The organism is Marinomonas profundimaris (assembly GCF_000508165.1).
In the GTDB taxonomy this organism is placed as follows: domain Bacteria; phylum Pseudomonadota; class Gammaproteobacteria; order Pseudomonadales; family Marinomonadaceae; genus Marinomonas; species Marinomonas profundimaris.
In genome coordinates this window covers 161,450-177,661 of record NZ_AYOZ01000060.1, presented here as the reverse complement: position 1 = coordinate 177,661, position 16,212 = coordinate 161,450, and the positions used below count along the sequence as shown (strand labels likewise).

The following is a 16,212-nucleotide window of genomic DNA, read 5'->3' as shown; positions in this document are numbered from 1 at the left end:
TGATGCTATTCGGAATATGTAATGGAATTTAGCTTGCGTGAGTGGCTAATCTTGATTGGGGTCGTCATTATTGTCGTTATCCTCATAGATGGATTTCGTCGATACAAAAAAGGGCAGGAATATGCTCAAGCAGAAGATGACTTCACTGATCTTGATGAGCCAGATGATGCTTTAATACAACCCACGACAGCAGGATACGGTAAGGCGTCTTCCAATGATAAGTCGTCGCCAGATCTTATGGTGAACGCTTTTGAAAATGCGAGAAAAACCGCCAAGTCTCCTTTGACGGAAGTGCCTCATAAAGTGGACTCTGGACCGGTGTTGGATCGCGGTGAAGAAATGCACCTTGATGAGCTTGCGTCTTTGGTGCCTGATCGCGATTTTGGTGATTCTGCGGTGTCTGAGCAAAATTATTCGGATGATGGTTTTTACGAGCAAGATGAGTTGGATCTTGATTTTGCCGTCGACTCTTCTGCAAATCACGCAGACAATCATGATGATGTAGATTATGAGCGCAGCTATTCTGAAGTCGACATTGGTCAAATAACCCCGCAGGGAATTGTTGATGATATGGATGACGATGTTGAAGAGGATGACAGTATTGCTGAAATCGAAGAAGTCATCGTTATTAATATCTTTTCGCCAGAAGGTCAAAATTTCTCCGGAATGGAGTTGCTTCAACTGATTTTGAATTGCGGAATGCGTTATGGCGAAATGGATATTTTCCACCGTCATGAAGATGGCTTTGATCGCGGCAGAGTGCAATTTAGCATGGCAAATGCGATCGAGCCTGGTACGTTTGATTTAGAAACCATGGGCGAAAATGATTGTCCTGGTGTGAGCTTTTTCATGGGGCTGCCAGGGCCTAAAAACAGCATGAAAGCGTTTGATTTTATGCTTGAAACGGCTCAGACATTGGTTCGTAACCTTGGTGGTGAGCTTCGTGACGAACGCCGGACGCCGATGAGTGATCAAACCATTGCCCATTGTCGTCAACGAATAAGAGATTTTGAGCGCCGACGGTTAATGCGCAACAAACAGTAAGATGAATCAGGGCCCTAAGGGGCCTTGATTGTTTTAGACACAAGTTAAAGAAAATACGTCGAGTTAGACTATGAGCCAAGAAAAAAACAGATCGAATCAATCTATGCTGGATCTAATTCAACAGCTGAACGATTACAGTTATGCCTACCATGTGAAAGACGAACCAATCGTGCCAGATGCAGAATACGATCGTCTTTACCGTGAGCTTCAAACAATAGAAGCTGCTTATCCAGATAATATTCAGGAAGATTCGCCGACGCAACGAGTGGGAGAGAAGCCAGACAGTGGCTTTGCCAATGTGGCACACACCGTGCCTATGTTGTCGTTGGACAATGCTTTTGATAACGAATCCTTGGCTGATTTTGATCAGCGTATTCGTAAATTAATCAAAGCCGATCATCTTGTGTATTGTTGCGAACCTAAGCTTGATGGATTAGCGATAAGCCTTCGTTATGAAGAAGGTCGCTTAGTACGCGGTGTGACGCGTGGCGATGGATTATCGGGCGAGGACATCACGTCAAATATCAAAACCCTGTATTCTGTGCCATTAAAACTGCGCACGAAAACACCGCCAGCAGTGTTAGAAGTGCGCGGTGAAATTTACATGCCGAAAGACGGTTTTGAAAAGTTAAATGCCTTGGCGATAAAGCAGGGCGATAAAGCGTTTGTAAACCCACGAAATGCGGCGGCTGGTAGCTTGCGTCAGCTCGACCCTAAAATCACCGCGACTCGTCCTTTGGTGATGTGTGCTTATTCGATTGGCTATGTGGAAGGCTGGGATCAGCCAGAGAGTCATTATGACGGCTTGATGCAATTAAGCGAATGGGGCTTTCGAACGAATGATTTGATGGCGCGAGCAGAAGGTGCCAAAGGTTGCATTGAGTATTATGAAATGCTCAATGAAAAGCGCGCCGATTTATCTTATGACATCGACGGCATTGTGTATAAAGTCGACAAAATCGCATTGCAAAATCAATTGGGTTTTATCGCACGTGCGCCGCGCTGGGCAATAGCGAGAAAGTTCCCCGCGCAAGAGGAAATGACTCGAGTCGTTGGGATTGATTTTCAAGTGGGTCGAACCGGCGCAATTACCCCTGTGGCACGATTAGAGCCGGTTTTTGTTGGCGGCGTAACGGTTTCTAATGCCACGTTGCATAACAAAGACGAGATTGCGCGTTTGGGTGTAAAAGTAAATGACTTTGTGATTGTGCATCGTGCAGGTGACGTGATCCCTAAGGTTGTTCAGGTAGTGATTGATAAGCGCCCTGACAATGCGTTTGATGTTGTCTTTCCTGATGTTTGCCCTGTGTGTGGTTCTGCTTTAGAGCAGGTTGAAGGTGAAGCGATTATTCGTTGTACTGGCGGTTTGGTCTGCGGCGCTCAACTTAAAGAATCCTTGAAGCATTTTGTGTCTCGCAAAGCGATGGACATCGATGGGCTTGGTGATAAGTTCATTGAACAGCTAGTGGATCAAGAGTTAGTCAAAACACCAGTCGATATTTTTACCTTAGCTGAGAAAAAAGACACTTTATTGTCTATGGAGCGTATGGGACAAAAGTCCGTCGAAAAATTGCTTACGTCTATTGAAACCGCTAAATCAACACAGTTTAATCGGTTTATTTATGCGTTAGGCATTCGTGAAGTGGGCGAAGCCACTGCTCGGGCGTTAACGAGCTATTTTTCAGAGCTTGACACACTGATGGCGGCGGACCAAGAAACCTTGGTTGAGGTCGATGATGTAGGGCCGATTGTGGCTCAGCACGTTAGACTTTTTTTTGAGCAAGAAGCCAATAGAAAGACGATTCAGGGTTTGCTTGATGCAGGCGTAGTGTGGGAAATAAAACAGCAAGTGTCATCCGGTGAATTGCCTCTTTCTGGTAAAACCTATGTAGTAACGGGGTCTTTGAGCCAGTTTAGTCGCGATCAAGTAAAAGATAAGTTGCAAGCGCTAGGGGCAAAAGTGAGTGGCTCAGTGTCGGCAAAAACAGATTGTCTTGTTGCGGGTGAAAAAGCCGGTTCAAAACTCACAAAAGCACAGTCTCTTAATGTGCCAATCATTGATGAAGCGGGTGTGATTGCCTTGCTTACTCAACACGGAGCAATTTAATTGGATACGTTAATTCCTTACGACTCATTGGCACCAGACACCTTGGAAACCATATTGGACGATATTGTATCGCGAGATGGCACCGATTACGGTGACTATGAATTATCTTCGGCGCAAAAGCGAGAGCAAGCATTACTGTCTTTAAAGAAAGGGGAAGCCGTGCTGTTATTCGATACGGAAAGTGAAACTATCAAGATGGTGCCAAAAGACGCATTAAGCCATTACGATCTCATGTGAGATCGTAATGGGGTTGGGTAGATATCAGTCAAAGTGATGGGTTATTTTGAACAATCTCGAAGGCAATGATTGATATTGTGATCCATTTCCAAGGCGGGTTCTTCTTCGGTGTTACGACCGACGACTTTCGCGGGTACGCCAGCAACGGTCGTATGATGCTCAACCGCTTCTAATACCACGCTTCCTGCGCCTATTTTGGCGCCGACGCCCACTTCGATGTTGCCCAATATTTTCGCCCCCGCACCAATGAGTACGCCAGAACGAATTTTGGGATGTCGATCGCCGTGTTCTTTGCCTGTTCCGCCCAGCGTAACGGATTGCAAAATCGACACGTTGTCTTCAATAACGCAGGTTTCACCAACCACAAGGCCGGTTGCGTGGTCTAACATAACGCCACAGCCAATGGTGGCCGCTGGGTGAATATCGACACTAAACACCATCGACATTTGCCCTTGAAGATACAAAGCTAAGCTTTTTCGATTGCTCTTCCACAGCCAGTTTGCCACACGATACGTTTGTAATGCGTGGAAACCTTTAAAAAACAACAGTGGTGTTGTTAGTGTGTCGCAAGCGGCATCCCTTTCTTTTATCGCTAAAATATCTTGCTCGATGCACCTGACAATGCCAGAGTGACTGTCTGCCATCGCTTCTTCGAATACTTCTCGTAAGACCATGGCGGGAATAGAGATGCTATCGAGTTTACTGGCGAGCAAAAAGCTTAATGCAGAACACAATGAATCATGGCGTAATATAGTGGTGTTAAAGTAACTGGCTAAAATAGGTTCATCTTTTGCTAGCTTATCTGCTTCTGCCTGCATAGATTGCCATAGATTGTCAGAAGTCACGGCATGACGCATTGTTGTACTCAAGGGGTATGCACCTTTATTGGTTCAAGTTTAGAATGTAGGTTATAGGGTTAGGGTTAAACATTACAAGGGGCAATGTGAAGATTGCCCAAAAAGTTGGAGATAACATGTCTGAAAAAAATGTTGGCGATGCATTACATATATTTTATGAATTAAACGAAGTGCTTTCTGATGCCTATTGGGAAACGAACGATATTAATCAAAAAGACCATTTTTTTGCGATGAAAGGCATATTGCAAGATGAGCTGGATGAATTGCATAAGTTAAGTCTACAGGATCACGTGTATTCTTATGAGCCAATGAATCCAAGTCTGATGCAGCTAAGCAATAAGTTGCGGACTTTGTTGCCTGAGCTGAATCAATACGTTTATCGTCCTCAAACATTAAATCGTTTTGCGGATCTTATTCCAAGCGCTTGCGAGCTGTTTGAACTGTAATTCGCTGTAAATAAAGCTCTACATTGGGTCAGTATTTCGGACTCAATGTAGGCTAAGCACGGTCAGTGAGCTTGGCTGCGTTTTAAATCTCGGACGATAAAACGACTTGGGTGCAATTTATGGCTGACTTCTTGTTCTAAAGGAGACGGCGTACCGAGTATTAAGTTGGCGATATAACTGCCACTTAAAGGTGTCGATATTAAGCCTCTTGATCCATGTCCAATGTTTATATAAAGCTGTTTGGTTGGCTCCATTATGTCATCTGACTGCCATTTCGCATTTTTACTGAGCTCTGCGTAAGCTTGCTGATATATCTGATCTGTCTGCACTGGCCCTACGATTGGCGTGTAATCAGGTACGGCACAACGAAATGAAACGCGCCCACCACAGGCTTTACTGTCGAAGGTTCCCTTTGGTACGACAAGCAGGCTTTCTAAAATCGATAAGTTTCGCTTATGCCCTTCCTCTCTTACTTGATTGTCTTCGTCTTTTAAATCATAGGTTGACCCAAAATGCAGTAAGCCATTAATAGATGGCGAAACGTAGCCGAACTCACATAACACCTTGTCGATGTCTGTTTTCTTGTCAGCTTCTCCTGCTAATGTACAGGCGGCCTTAGCTTTTTTGATATCAATAAACGACACCTGACCACGAATAGAATGCGCGGGTGTTTCTGGTGCGATGTCGAGGTGTTTTGTATCATTTGCCGTACACAATACGACATGAGAGAAAATCGCCTCCGTCGTATTTGAGGTGGCTTTCCAGTGGGTTGTTTGTTCTTCGGAGTTAATCGCGCAAAGGTCTTCAAGCTTAGTATTCAGGCAAACCTTGATCTTTTCATGAGACAAGAGGGTGTCACAAAGTTGAGTCAATACAACCCAGCCAGAAAGTGGTAACAATAAACTGCCAGCTCTTTGTTGTGACGCTTGTAAAATGGCTTCTGGATACAGTTTTCCATTCAGCAATTTTTTAAACCGCTCGGCTTCTTTCTCATTTTTTGGAATTTGTATTAATCCACAAGGATCCCAAAACGATTTATTTTTGTCTAATTGAGAATACAGGCGTGTTGCGTGCAAATAGGCTGACAAATAAAAGCGATTTCCAGGAGTGTCTTGAGAGGCTAGTTTTGGATAGAGCATGCCTTGTGGGTTGCCGGATGCTCCGCAAGCAATTCGATCGCCTTGTTCCCATACGGTGACGTTGATGCCTTGGCTGGCAAGTGCATAAGCGGTGTTGGCGCCAGCCAGCCCTGCACCGACTACGAGGACATGAGTTGCCTCTGTTGTTTTGTCTTGGCGAAGGTTGAACCAAGCTTGGCCCTGTGACATGCGTTTTGTTATGGGTGCGGATGTTTCTCTTAATTCACCTACAACCATTTCTCGTTTATGACCGAAGCCTTTGACTTTTTTAACATCAAAACCGACTTCTTTTAATCCTCGGCGAACGATGCCTGCCGCGGTAAATGTGGCACACGTCGTGCCTTGATGACTCAGGCGATGGATGTGCTGGAATAAACGGTCAGTCCACATTTCTGGGTTTTTGCTGGGCGCAAAACCGTCTAAAAACCACGCGTCTACGTTGGCGTTTAATGCTGCAAAGCCTTCTTCTGCTTCACCAAACCAAAGTGTCAGCTGGACTCTTCCTTGTTCAAGTTCAATGCGATGAAAGCCGTGACATACTTCAGGGTAAGCATCGATCAGTTGCTGACTGAGTTGATTAAGAGAAGGCCACATGGAAAGGGCATTACTCAACATGGCCTTTGTGAGCGGATATTTCTCGACAGAAATGAAATGCAGTTGCTTGTCACAGGGGGCTTCGACTAAAAAATCTTGCCAAGCACAAAGAAAATTTAACCCTGTGCCAAACCCCGTTTCTGCGATCACAAAAGCGGTATTTTCAAACGCTTTCCATCGTTCGGCTAACTGGTTGTGTTGAAGAAAAACATAGCGTGTTTCTTCTAATCCAGATTCTTTATCGAAATACACATCATCAAACTGGTTAGAGTGTGGCGCGCCATCTTCTCCCCAGCTTAATGAAGGTTTATCTAATTGGTAGCTAGTTAACACGGACTATGCTCTTAATCACGACAGGTGTGGTTGGAACATTTTGGTAAGGGCCAACATTTGACGTTGGTACCGCAGAAATGTCATCCACAATATCCATACCTAAAACAACGGTTCCAAATACCGTATAGCCAGCGCCGCCGCGAGAGCCATGATTTAAGAAGGCATTGTCTACTTGGTTAATAAAAAACTGCGAGGTGGCGCTGTTTGGATCTTGTGTACGGGCCATAGCAAGCGTGCCGCGATTGTTTGCTAATCCATTGTCGCCTTCGTAGGCAACGGCTTGGTGGGTTTTTTTACGTTCTAGGTCTTTTGTAAACCCACCCCCTTGCACCATGAAGCCACGAATCACACGGTGAAAAATGGTATCGTTATAAAAACCTTCATCAGCATAACGTAAGAAGTTTGCAACCGTTTTTGGAGCGGCCTCGTCGTTCAGATCGACACGGACAGTGCCTTGACTGGTTAAAATATCGACTTCTGTTGCTTCTACTTGTGTGCAAAAAGCAAGCAGGGCAAGGCTGGTGATAAGAGTTTTACGCATAGTGCTACTTCCTTATTTAATGTAGGCCCAATAATATTGGGCTAGGTATTAGGTGCCAAGCGCTTTTGGCTAATTTTCGGAGAAAAAGTGAATGCGAACCGCAGTCGTAGAAATTGAGTATTGTACGTTATGTCGTTGGATGTTGCGCGCCGCATGGTTGGCTCAAGAGTTATTAACAACATTTGATGATGACATTAAAAGTGTCACCTTGTTGCCGACTCAAGGCGGTATTTTTAAAATAAGGGTAAATGGTAAAGAAATCTGGTGCCGAAAGGCGGAAGACGGTTTTCCTGAGGCAAAAGTGTTAAAGCAAAGAATGCGGGATGTGATAGACCCGGATCGAGACTTAGGGCATTCAGACGTTAAAAAAACTTAAAGTGATGTAGTCGCTAAAAAATGCCGCTGAGGGTCAGCGGCATTTTTTTTCGATTTTTCGAGGTGTATGTAATCAGTTTGGAAAAACTTGTTTGAAAGGCTTAACCGTCACGTTTTTATAAACGCCAGCGTCCATGTATGGATCCGCTTTTGCCCATGCTTGCGCCTCTTCTAGACTAGAAAACTCCGCAATTACCACGCTGCCCGTGAAGCCTGCATCACCTGGATTATCAGAATCAATGGCTGGATTTGGGCCAGCTAAAATCAAGCGACCGGTTTCATTCAGTTCATTTAGGCGAGCCAGATGAGCGGGTCTAGCCGCTTGGCGTGCGCTAAGGCTATTTGGAACGTCTTCGCCAACAATTGAGTACAACATGGTTATTCCTTATTTTGTAAGTGCGATGAAAGGTAGATGCCTTGTAGCAGAATAAAGACAACTGTCATGCCTAATAGTCCGAACAATTTGAAATCGACCCATATTTCTTCGCTGTAAGAAAACGCGACGTATATATTCGTCACGCCGGAAACAAGAAAGAAGCAAACCCATGCAAGATTAAGCGTACGCCATACTTTGAAAGGAAGCTCAATTTTATCGCCCATCATGCGTTGAATGATATTTTTGTCGCCAACAAATTGGCTGCCAAAAAAGACGATCGCAAAAAGTCCGTTTACGATGGTTGGCTTCCATTTAATGAAGTCGCCATTCCCCATTAGAACCGTCGCTCCACCAAGCAATACGACCAATACTAAAGAGACAAGGTGCATTTTTTCAATCGCTTTGTGTTTAAGCCAGGTGTAGCCAACTTGAAGTAATGTCGCAGGGATCAGTACGGCTGTTGCAAGGATGATATCGCCAGTCATTTTATAAACAACAAAGAAGATAATAATAGGAAGAAAGTCGAACAGTATTTTCATATAAAAACCCGGTGAATGTATACTAAAATGTATGTATGCTGGTCGTATGATAACCATCATTCCTTTTAAAGAACAGTCTATCTATGCCAGAAGCCGCGAGTTACCGAAAAGTCGATTTACACACACATTCAACACGTTCTGACGGACGTTTTTCACCCACTCAATTAGTGGACCTTGCTGTCGAGCAGAAGGTTTCTTTATTTGCTTTGACGGATCATGACACGTTAGATGGTATTGCCGAAGCAAGTCAAAGAGCCGCCGAACATGGATTGAGTTTTATTAATGGCGTTGAATTGTCGACTCAGTGGAATGGTGTTCCTTTGCATATGGTGGCATTGAACTTCGCCGAGGATAATAGCGCTTTACTATCAATTGTCGAAAGGAATCAAACGATACGTTTGGACCGAGCTCGTCGAATCGCAGACTTGTTGGTAAAGCAGGGATTGCCAGATTTATTTGATGAAGCCACGGCTCTGGCAGGTGATAGTCAGCTTGGGCGACCTCATTTCGCCACGTTATTGGTTGAAAAAGGGTTCGTAAAAGACGCGAACAAAGCGTTCGACCGTTATTTAGGGAATAAAAAGTTGGGCCAACTGCGTGACGTGTGGCCGGATCTAGAAGAAGTATTAACCACACTTTCAGGTCACAATATGGAGTTGGTGTTGGCACACCCTAAACGTTACCCTCTGACCGTAACCAAACTAAAACGCTTATTGAGTGATTTTAAAAAATGGGGCGGCACAGGAATTGAGGTGGTTTCAGGGAATGAGCGACCCGATAGTGTGCGATTATTAGAGCGCTTATCAAGAGAGTTTGGATTAAAAGCGTCTGTCGGAAGTGATTATCATGGCCCATTTGGTCCATGGATGCAGGTTGGTAAATTCACTCAAATACATGAAAGTGACGTGGATTTAGTCTGGCAAACCTGGGCTTAGTCAAATGTAATTTTATTGCCGAGTAGTATGTTTACTTAGGCTTGATTGTCTGTTGACGTTATTTATTGGAGAACCAATTGAGTCAATTTTTTCAGATACATCCAGAAAACCCTCAGGCCCGTTTGGTGAAACAAGCCGCTGAAGTGATTCGCAATGGCGGCGTTATTGCTTACCCAACAGATTGTGGGTATTCGCTTGGTTGTCATCTTGGTGATAAAACAGCACTCGATAGAATTCGAGCTATTCGTCGTTTGGATGATAAGCATAATTTCACTTTGGTGTGCCGTGACTTATCGGAGATATCGACTTATGCGCGTTTTGATAACCGCTTATATCGCTTGCTGAAAAACAACACGCCAGGCCCTTATACTTTTATTTTCAACGCAACGTCGGAAGTACCTCGACGTTTATTACACCCAAAAAGAAAAACCATTGGTATTCGAATTCCCAATAACCACATCGTTTCGGCTTTGTTAGAGGAATTGGGTGAGCCCATCATGAGTGTGTCACTTATTTTGCCTGGTGAAACGGATCCAATGACGGATCCATATGACATTCGCGATACACTCGAACATGCACTAGATTTAGTGATTGACGGCGGTTTCTGTGGGCTACAGCCGACCACTGTTGTCAAAATGGACGCGAATAGTATTGAAATCGTTCGAGTTGGCGCAGGAGACACCAAGCCTTTTGAATAAATTGTTTCATATTCAGCTGTCAAGGCCCATGGTGTGTGGCTTATAATGCGCTAAATTACCAATTAAATATTATTAAATCTGGGTTGCTGAGAAGCATTCCCCCTAAGAGGTTCGTAATGGACGAGAAGTTACAAAAAGTATTAGCGAGAGCAGGTCAGGGTTCACGCCGTGAAATGGAAACCCGTATCCGTGAGGGTCGAGTATTAGTAAATGGTGAGGTTGCCACATTAGGCGATCGAGTCAGTCTAACCGATACTATTTCGATAGATGGCTACACCATCATTGCGACAGAAGCGGGTGAAAATCGCCGTATTATTATTTATAACAAACCCGAAGGTGAGGTTTGTACTCGTAAAGATCCTGAGGGTCGACCAACGGTTTTTGATAAATTGCCTAAACTTCGCGGAGAACGCTGGATCGCGGTAGGTCGTTTGGATATCAACACGTCAGGTTTGTTGTTGTTTACAACAGATGGTGAATTGGCTAACCGGCTAATGCACCCATCAACGGAAATCGATCGTGAATATCTAGTCCGCGTTATGGGCGAAGTGACAGAAGAAAACATCGCTGCGCTGAAAAAAGGCGTCACCATGGATGATGGTATTGCTAAGTTTACCGACATTGTCGATGGTGGTGGTGAAGGGATCAACCGCTGGTTCTATGTCTGCCTAATGGAAGGCCGTAACCGAGAAGTTCGCCGTCTTTGGGAATCTCAAGGGGTGAAGGTTAACCGTTTGAAGCGCGTTCGTTTTGGTCCTATTTTCTTACCGTCCAAAGCAAAAGTGGGTCGTTGGGTCGAAATGGAAGACGCTGAAGTCAATTCATTGTGTGCGATGGTTGATCTTAAAGTGTCTGAATTGAAGCCAAAAACTCAGCAGCAAAAGCTTGAACTTAAGCGTCACAAGAATAAGGCTACTGCGGGTGGAGCACGTCGCGGCGCAAATAAAGGCTTCGACTGGCAGAGCAGTGATAAGCAAGAATTTAAACCTAAAAAACCAGGTAAAAGATCGTTTCGTTAAGATAAATCGGTTTGGAGTCGTAGAAGCATGGTTCGCTGGATAATTGCAATGGTTGTTGTCTTGATAACAATTTTCTTTATTTACGTTGGTGTAAGTAATCAACTTCCCGATGACCTTGGTGTAACCGATGGTTTGTTGAAACCTTGTCCTTCGTCTCCAAATTGTGTGTCGACTCAAGCGGCACCAGAAGATGTGGCTCACTACGCTGAGCCCATTATCTATACTGGTGATCGTAAAGAGACACAGCTGACCATAGAATCTTATATGTTGAGCAAGGGAAATGCTCGCATTGTCAGTAGTACTCTAGGCTATGTTCATTTTGAAATAAAAAGCCGCTTAGTGGGGTACATTGACGACGTTGAGTTTTACCTTCCTGAAGCGGATAGTGTGGTGCATTTTCGTTCGGCATCACGAGTTGGTCATTCTGATTTTGGTGTCAACCGCGAGAGAGTTAGACAAATCCAAGATCTTCTTGTAGATTGACTTTAAACATATTGATTTTTAAGTCATTAATTCTAAAACAATAATTACTGGACGAGGATTGCCCATGAATATAGATGACAACCAAACCATTTTGATTGTTGAAGATGATGAGCGCTTAGCCTTGCTCACTCAAGAATACTTACAGAAGAATGGCTTCAACGTTGGGGTAGAACCTGATGGACGCAAAGCAATTTCCCGTATTATCGCAGAGCAGCCTTCTCTTGTTATCTTGGATCTGATGTTACCCGGCGCAGACGGCTTTACGGTCTGTCGAAGTGTTCGTAACGATTACAAAGGCCCTATCTTAATGCTGACGGCACGCAGTGATGATGTTGATCAGATATTAGGGTTGGAAATAGGGGCGGATGATTATGTCTCTAAGCCTGCAAAACCAAGAGTGTTATTGGCTCGAGTACAATCCTTGTTGCGCCGGAGTACGCAAGATGTTGATCTGACTGCTGACTTCTCGAAAGAAGAGCAGAATTTAACCTTTGGCCCTTTGACGATAGACAATTCACGTCGTGAAGCGTGGTTGTTGGATGAAGAAGTTGAGCTTACCAGCGCTGAATTTGATTTGTTGTGGTTGTTAGCAAGCAGTGCTGGCCGAATTCTAAGTCGTGAAGAGATCTTTGGTGAGTTGCGCGGTATTGAATATGATGGTCAAGATCGTTCGGTTGATGTCAGAATTTCTCGAATTCGTTCGAAAATAGGGGATGATCCTATTCATCCGCGTCGTATCAAAACCATTCGTAGCAAAGGTTATTTGTTTGTAAAAGAAGTATAAAACCGAATGCGAGCTGAAATGTGGCGTTTATATCGACACCTGATATTGGGTGGTGTCGTTATTGTCTTGTCTTGTTACGCTGTAATGGAGTTCACTCAAGCTCGCTTTGGTACTTCAAGAACGGAGCAGTTACTTTGTGTTGATGCCGAAGTCAGTGCTGCTCTGTTGTTATCTGGCATTAGCCAGTCTCTTCCCGAATCCCAATACCATTGGACATTACCTGTCGATAAACCGCTTCCTGTTTCCACCATCTCAACGTTAATAAATCAGAAAACATGGCTAAAATTTCCTGATAATAGCTATCAACTAACGTTTGGCAATTCCAATTCACCTGTATTGGTGGGGCGAGCAGATCAGCAAGGTCGCTTTTTTAAATTTGAATCCTTACTGCAACGGTTTTTGCTATCTGATGAGATGAGTTATCAGGATAAAATTGCTTTGGTTGCAAAAATGTCATGCCTTTCTATTGAAAAAGTTTCGACGGAAACGTCGAGTGATTTGTCTGGGATTGCCTTGGTTTATGGGGCTTACAGCGAATATGGTTTTTTATGGAAAGACAAGAGTGTCGAAGACACAGTGTATGTGTCTGTGGCGCATGAAGAAAACTTTTCTTTAACGTTAACCGTCGTCATTATTGTTTTTACGGGCATGGTGATCATGCTAATTCTTATTTGGCGTGAGCTCGTGTCGTTGGATTTCAAGCGTAAGACATTCGAGAGCATTACTCGTCAAATTGCCCGTGGTCGAATTGGTTTGCCTAAGGGAATTCCTGATAGTAGTGGTACTTTAAAAGAATTGGCGTACTCGTTCGATTCGATGTCATCGCATATTCAGCGATTGTTAAAAGTGCAACGTGAAATGATCAACGCTATTTCTCATGAGTTAAGAACGCCGATTGCTCGATTAAGATTCGGGTTAGAAGTAATGAAGGATGAGGTGGACGATGATGTTGCTAAAACGATCGAAGCGCTTGAAGGTGATGTTGAAGAGCTGAATACGCTGGTGGATGAGGTGCTGACTTACGGGAAGCTGGAAGGTGGATCGCTAGAACTGAATTTCAAAGAGCTTTCCATTTCCCAATTAGTGGGTGGGATTTTGCAGCACAACCATTTATTACTTCAGCACCTTACTGTCGACGTTGATATTAGTGACGCGGATATCGTGTTGGCTGATGAGCATCATTTGAGTCGAGCACTACAGAACCTTATTTTGAATGCTGCCAAATACGCGGCGAGCAAAATTACCATTACCTTCTCTCATGACTCAGAACGTTGGCAGATTGATATTGAAGACGACGGTCCAGGCATAGCGTTTGAAGACCGAGATAAAGTATTTATTCCCTTTCAGCGACTAGATAACAGCCGAACACGAGCGTCTGGTGGTTATGGTTTAGGGCTTGCGATCGTTCAGCGAATTGCTTTTTGGCATGGTGGTGCGGTGCTCATTGATGCCAGCGAATCCGGTGGCGCGAAATTTAGTTTGATTTGGTCGCGTAACCAGCATCAGAACACCTTGTCCTGATGCTGGTTGGCACCTTTATTTCTAATATCCTGCCAGTATTTTCGAACGAACACTCACAGCTCTGGTGCTAAAATGCCTTTTAAATTTTTGAAGCATGTTTTAGTCGCCGTAGAGATAAGGTCTTCCATGTAGGCGTTGTCGCGCTGATCCTTTCTTATTGCCAAATAGAGTTTGCACCAAACCCCTTCTTCACCCAGTGATTTGGTAATCACGTATTGTCGATTTGTGTATTCCGTTAATGCCCAATTTGGTAGGCAACACAGACCTCGACCACTTGCGACCAGCTGCATCATCATTAGAGTCAGTTCACTATGGCGAATCTTAGCGGGTACAATGCCAGCAGGGTTCAAAAAATGTTTGAAAATATCCAAGCGCTCGGTTTCAACTGGGTAGGTGATGAGCGTTTCTTTTTTGAAATCTTCAGGGGTTAGAAATTCTTTTTTAGCCAATGAGTGGTGACGAGATAAGGCCACTTGAGACTCATATTGGAACAATGGAATGTATTCAATATTAGGAATGTCTTGAGGGTCAGATGTCACGACTAAATCTAAATCCCCACGAGCAAGAGCAGGCAACGGCATAAAGCCAAATGCCGTGGACAGGTCAAGTTCGACGTCTGGCCAATGTTCACGGAAATGGTCAATGGTCGGCATTAACCATTCATAACAGCTATGGCATTCAATCGCGATATGCAAACGGCCGCTTTCGCCTTCAGCAAAACGCTGGATGTCTCGTTGAGCGGAGCGAAAAGAAAGCAGCACATCGTCCGCAAGCTGCAATAAACGTAATCCAGCACTGGTAAAACGTACGGGTTTGGTTTTTCGAATGAAGAGCGGACAGCCTAATTTTTCTTCTAGGTCTTTGAGTTGGTGTGATAAGGCCGACTGTGTCAGGTGCACACGTTCGGCGGCTTCGACCAAACTGCCGGTTTCTCGTAACGCCGTCAGCGTTTTTAGGTGCCTAACTTCAATAATGCTCATAGTAATTCACGTTTGATGAGTTTTTCTCAATGCGTTGGGTGTAAAAAAGCTCGCTGGATATTGGTGTCCAAGCGAGCTGGTTTATTGTGTTATTGGCACAACAAAAATTCAAGTAGCGCTTTTTGTGCATGCAAGCGGTTTTCTGCTTCATCCCAGACAACGGAATCGGCACGGTCGATGACATCGGCAGACACTTCTTCACCTCTATGTGCAGGTAAACAATGCATGAACAAAGCATCATGATTGGCTTTTGCCATTAGCTCTGCATTCACTTGAAAGCCATTAAAGTCTTTCAGACGTTGTTCCTGTTCATCTTCTTGTCCCATAGAGGCAAACACATCGGTCACAATGAGATCTGCGTCTTTGGCCGCTTCGTGCGCACTATGAAGGACGGTGACGCGATCTTTATGCTCTTCAACGAGTTCTGCGTTCGGCTCGTAGCCAACAGGGCAGGCAATGACAAGTTGGAAGTCGAGTAGTGCTGCGGCGTTAATGTAGGAGTTGCACATATTGTTACCATCACCAACCCAAACCACTTTTTTGCCTTCAATAGAGCCGCGGTGCTCTTGGTAAGTCTGCATATCGGCAAGTAACTGGCAGGGATGGTAGTCATCGGTAAGTGCGTTGATTACAGGTACCGATGAATATTTAGCAAAGGTTTCAATGGTTTCATGATCAAAGGTTCTGATCATCACCGCATCCACCATGCTTGAAATGACTCGAGCACTGTCCTCTACCGGTTCGCCGCGTCCGAGTTGGGTATCTCGTGAAGAAAGAAACAACGCGTGACCGCCAAACTGAGCCATGCCTGCCTCAAATGACACTCGAGTTCGTGTGGATGATTTTTCGAAGATCATCGCTAACACGCGGTTTTTTAACGGTTGGAATAGCGTGCCTTCATGATGGATTTTCTTAAGCTCAGAAGCTCGTAGTAATAACTGTTTTAACTCGTCGGAAGTTAGATCCTTCAGAGTAAGAAAATGTCTTGGCGACACGCTAGCGCTCCTTAATTGTCTTTTGAAAAGGGAATCGACCAATTTAATACACTCAGGTAAGTGAGTAAAGGGCAATTAACAAGAGAAAGAGCAAAGGAAAGCACCTTATTGGGGTTGTAAATACACCACCAGACCCAATAAACTGATGCAACTTTCAATGAATTTAATGGTTGTTCATTTTGTGGTGATAATAACGGTACGGTTATCAC

18 protein-coding genes are annotated in these 16,212 nt (G+C 44.3%); 11 read left to right on the top strand and 7 right to left on the bottom strand.

Annotated elements, in window-relative coordinates; genetic code table 11:
- Window positions 1-21: 21 nt before the first annotated feature.
- The 3 genes from zipA to D104_RS35140 all read left to right on the top strand — a co-directional run bounded on the left by zipA (window position 22) and on the right by D104_RS35140 (window position 3,388).
- On the top strand, window positions 22-1,044 hold the full coding sequence (gene zipA, locus D104_RS35150; protein WP_024025372.1) for a cell division protein ZipA: 1,023 nt from the start codon (window positions 22-24) through the stop codon (window positions 1,042-1,044).
- A gap of 70 nt (window positions 1,045-1,114) precedes the next feature.
- A complete protein-coding gene (ligA, locus tag D104_RS35145) occupies window positions 1,115-3,151 on the top strand; it encodes an NAD-dependent DNA ligase LigA (protein WP_024025371.1) in 2,037 nt (678 codons plus the stop codon).
- Entirely contained in the window at window positions 3,152-3,388 is a 237-nt protein-coding gene (locus tag D104_RS35140; protein ID WP_024025370.1) for a YheU family protein, read from the top strand. It begins immediately after the preceding gene.
- A 41-nt stretch (window positions 3,389-3,429) separates the two neighbouring features.
- Here D104_RS35140 and cysE read toward each other — a convergent pair whose 3' ends face one another.
- Window positions 3,430-4,245, bottom strand: coding sequence for a serine O-acetyltransferase (cysE, locus tag D104_RS35135; RefSeq protein WP_024025369.1), 816 nt, complete (start codon window positions 4,243-4,245; stop codon window positions 3,430-3,432).
- Between the two features lie 116 nt (window positions 4,246-4,361).
- Here cysE and D104_RS35130 point away from each other — a divergent pair, with 116 nt between their 5' ends.
- Window positions 4,362-4,691, top strand: a complete 330-nt coding sequence (locus tag D104_RS35130; protein WP_024025368.1) for a hypothetical protein — start codon at window positions 4,362-4,364, stop codon at window positions 4,689-4,691.
- A 62-nt stretch (window positions 4,692-4,753) separates the two neighbouring features.
- Here the strand turns inward: D104_RS35130 and mnmC are convergent, their stop codons facing one another.
- Window positions 4,754-6,757 (bottom strand): bifunctional tRNA (5-methylaminomethyl-2-thiouridine)(34)-methyltransferase MnmD/FAD-dependent 5-carboxymethylaminomethyl-2-thiouridine(34) oxidoreductase MnmC, encoded by a 2,004-nt coding sequence (mnmC, locus tag D104_RS35125; RefSeq protein WP_024025367.1) that lies wholly within the window; start codon window positions 6,755-6,757, stop codon window positions 4,754-4,756.
- The gene (locus D104_RS35120) at window positions 6,747-7,298 is read right to left on the bottom strand and encodes a peptidylprolyl isomerase (RefSeq protein WP_024025366.1); all 552 of its coding nucleotides are present in this window, start codon (window positions 7,296-7,298) and stop codon (window positions 6,747-6,749) included. Before D104_RS35120 ends, mnmC begins: the two co-directional genes overlap by 11 nt.
- A 91-nt stretch (window positions 7,299-7,389) precedes the next feature.
- Here D104_RS35120 and D104_RS35115 point away from each other — a divergent pair, with 91 nt between their 5' ends.
- On the top strand, window positions 7,390-7,674 hold the full coding sequence (locus D104_RS35115; RefSeq protein ID WP_024025365.1) for a SelT/SelW/SelH family protein: 285 nt from the start codon (window positions 7,390-7,392) through the stop codon (window positions 7,672-7,674).
- A gap of 72 nt (window positions 7,675-7,746) precedes the next feature.
- Here D104_RS35115 and D104_RS35110 read toward each other — a convergent pair whose 3' ends face one another.
- Together D104_RS35110 and D104_RS35105 are read right to left on the bottom strand one after the other, a co-directional pair.
- Window positions 7,747-8,049: a YciI family protein gene (locus tag D104_RS35110; RefSeq protein WP_024025364.1), complete on the bottom strand. Its 303-nt coding sequence runs from the start codon at window positions 8,047-8,049 to the stop codon at window positions 7,747-7,749.
- A gap of 2 nt (window positions 8,050-8,051) precedes the next feature.
- Window positions 8,052-8,588, bottom strand: a complete 537-nt coding sequence (locus tag D104_RS35105; protein WP_024025363.1) for a septation protein A — start codon at window positions 8,586-8,588, stop codon at window positions 8,052-8,054.
- 83 nt (window positions 8,589-8,671) lie between these two features.
- Here D104_RS35105 and D104_RS35100 point away from each other — a divergent pair, with 83 nt between their 5' ends.
- The 6 genes from D104_RS35100 to D104_RS35075 all read left to right on the top strand — a co-directional run bounded on the left by D104_RS35100 (window position 8,672) and on the right by D104_RS35075 (window position 14,028).
- A complete protein-coding gene (locus tag D104_RS35100; RefSeq protein ID WP_024025362.1) occupies window positions 8,672-9,523 on the top strand; it encodes a PHP domain-containing protein in 852 nt (283 codons plus the stop codon).
- Window positions 9,524-9,600: 77 nt separating this feature from the next.
- Window positions 9,601-10,221, top strand: a complete 621-nt coding sequence (locus D104_RS35095; RefSeq protein ID WP_024025361.1) for an L-threonylcarbamoyladenylate synthase — start codon at window positions 9,601-9,603, stop codon at window positions 10,219-10,221.
- Window positions 10,222-10,337: 116 nt separating this feature from the next.
- Window positions 10,338-11,240, top strand: a complete 903-nt coding sequence (gene rluB / locus D104_RS35090; protein WP_024025360.1) for a 23S rRNA pseudouridine(2605) synthase RluB — start codon at window positions 10,338-10,340, stop codon at window positions 11,238-11,240.
- 27 nt (window positions 11,241-11,267) lie between these two features.
- On the top strand, window positions 11,268-11,723 hold the full coding sequence (locus D104_RS35085) for a DUF1499 domain-containing protein (RefSeq protein ID WP_024025359.1): 456 nt from the start codon (window positions 11,268-11,270) through the stop codon (window positions 11,721-11,723).
- A gap of 64 nt (window positions 11,724-11,787) precedes the next feature.
- Entirely contained in the window at window positions 11,788-12,507 is a 720-nt protein-coding gene (locus tag D104_RS35080) for a response regulator (protein ID WP_024025358.1), read from the top strand.
- 6 nt (window positions 12,508-12,513) lie between these two features.
- Window positions 12,514-14,028, top strand: coding sequence for an ATP-binding protein (locus tag D104_RS35075; protein ID WP_024025357.1), 1,515 nt, complete (start codon window positions 12,514-12,516; stop codon window positions 14,026-14,028).
- A gap of 53 nt (window positions 14,029-14,081) precedes the next feature.
- Here the strand turns inward: D104_RS35075 and D104_RS35070 are convergent, their stop codons facing one another.
- Window positions 14,082-15,008: a LysR family transcriptional regulator gene (locus tag D104_RS35070; protein WP_024025356.1), complete on the bottom strand. Its 927-nt coding sequence runs from the start codon at window positions 15,006-15,008 to the stop codon at window positions 14,082-14,084.
- An 89-nt stretch (window positions 15,009-15,097) separates the two neighbouring features.
- A complete protein-coding gene (gene argF / locus D104_RS35065; protein ID WP_024025355.1) occupies window positions 15,098-16,003 on the bottom strand; it encodes an ornithine carbamoyltransferase in 906 nt (301 codons plus the stop codon).
- Between the last annotated feature and the right edge of the window lie 209 nt (window positions 16,004-16,212).

What these genes read in the sequence shown, in the direction of transcription:
- zipA (WP_024025372.1), top strand. Translation starts at nt 22, where the DNA reads ATGGAATTTAGCTTGCGTGAGTGGCTAATCTTGATTGGGGTCGTCATT.
- ligA (WP_024025371.1), top strand. Translation starts at nt 1,115, where the DNA reads ATGAGCCAAGAAAAAAACAGATCGAATCAATCTATGCTGGATCTAATT.
- cysE (WP_024025369.1), bottom strand. Translation starts at nt 4,245, where the DNA reads ATGCGTCATGCCGTGACTTCTGACAATCTATGGCAATCTATGCAGGCA.
- D104_RS35130 (WP_024025368.1), top strand. Translation starts at nt 4,362, where the DNA reads ATGTCTGAAAAAAATGTTGGCGATGCATTACATATATTTTATGAATTA.
- D104_RS35120 (WP_024025366.1), bottom strand. Translation starts at nt 7,298, where the DNA reads ATGCGTAAAACTCTTATCACCAGCCTTGCCCTGCTTGCTTTTTGCACA.
- D104_RS35115 (WP_024025365.1), top strand. Translation starts at nt 7,390, where the DNA reads ATGCGAACCGCAGTCGTAGAAATTGAGTATTGTACGTTATGTCGTTGG.
- D104_RS35110 (WP_024025364.1), bottom strand. Translation starts at nt 8,049, where the DNA reads ATGTTGTACTCAATTGTTGGCGAAGACGTTCCAAATAGCCTTAGCGCA.
- D104_RS35105 (WP_024025363.1), bottom strand. Translation starts at nt 8,588, where the DNA reads ATGAAAATACTGTTCGACTTTCTTCCTATTATTATCTTCTTTGTTGTT.
- D104_RS35100 (WP_024025362.1), top strand. Translation starts at nt 8,672, where the DNA reads ATGCCAGAAGCCGCGAGTTACCGAAAAGTCGATTTACACACACATTCA.
- rluB (WP_024025360.1), top strand. Translation starts at nt 10,338, where the DNA reads ATGGACGAGAAGTTACAAAAAGTATTAGCGAGAGCAGGTCAGGGTTCA.
- D104_RS35085 (WP_024025359.1), top strand. Translation starts at nt 11,268, where the DNA reads ATGGTTCGCTGGATAATTGCAATGGTTGTTGTCTTGATAACAATTTTC.
- D104_RS35080 (WP_024025358.1), top strand. Translation starts at nt 11,788, where the DNA reads ATGAATATAGATGACAACCAAACCATTTTGATTGTTGAAGATGATGAG.
- D104_RS35075 (WP_024025357.1), top strand. Translation starts at nt 12,514, where the DNA reads ATGCGAGCTGAAATGTGGCGTTTATATCGACACCTGATATTGGGTGGT.
- D104_RS35070 (WP_024025356.1), bottom strand. Translation starts at nt 15,008, where the DNA reads ATGAGCATTATTGAAGTTAGGCACCTAAAAACGCTGACGGCGTTACGA.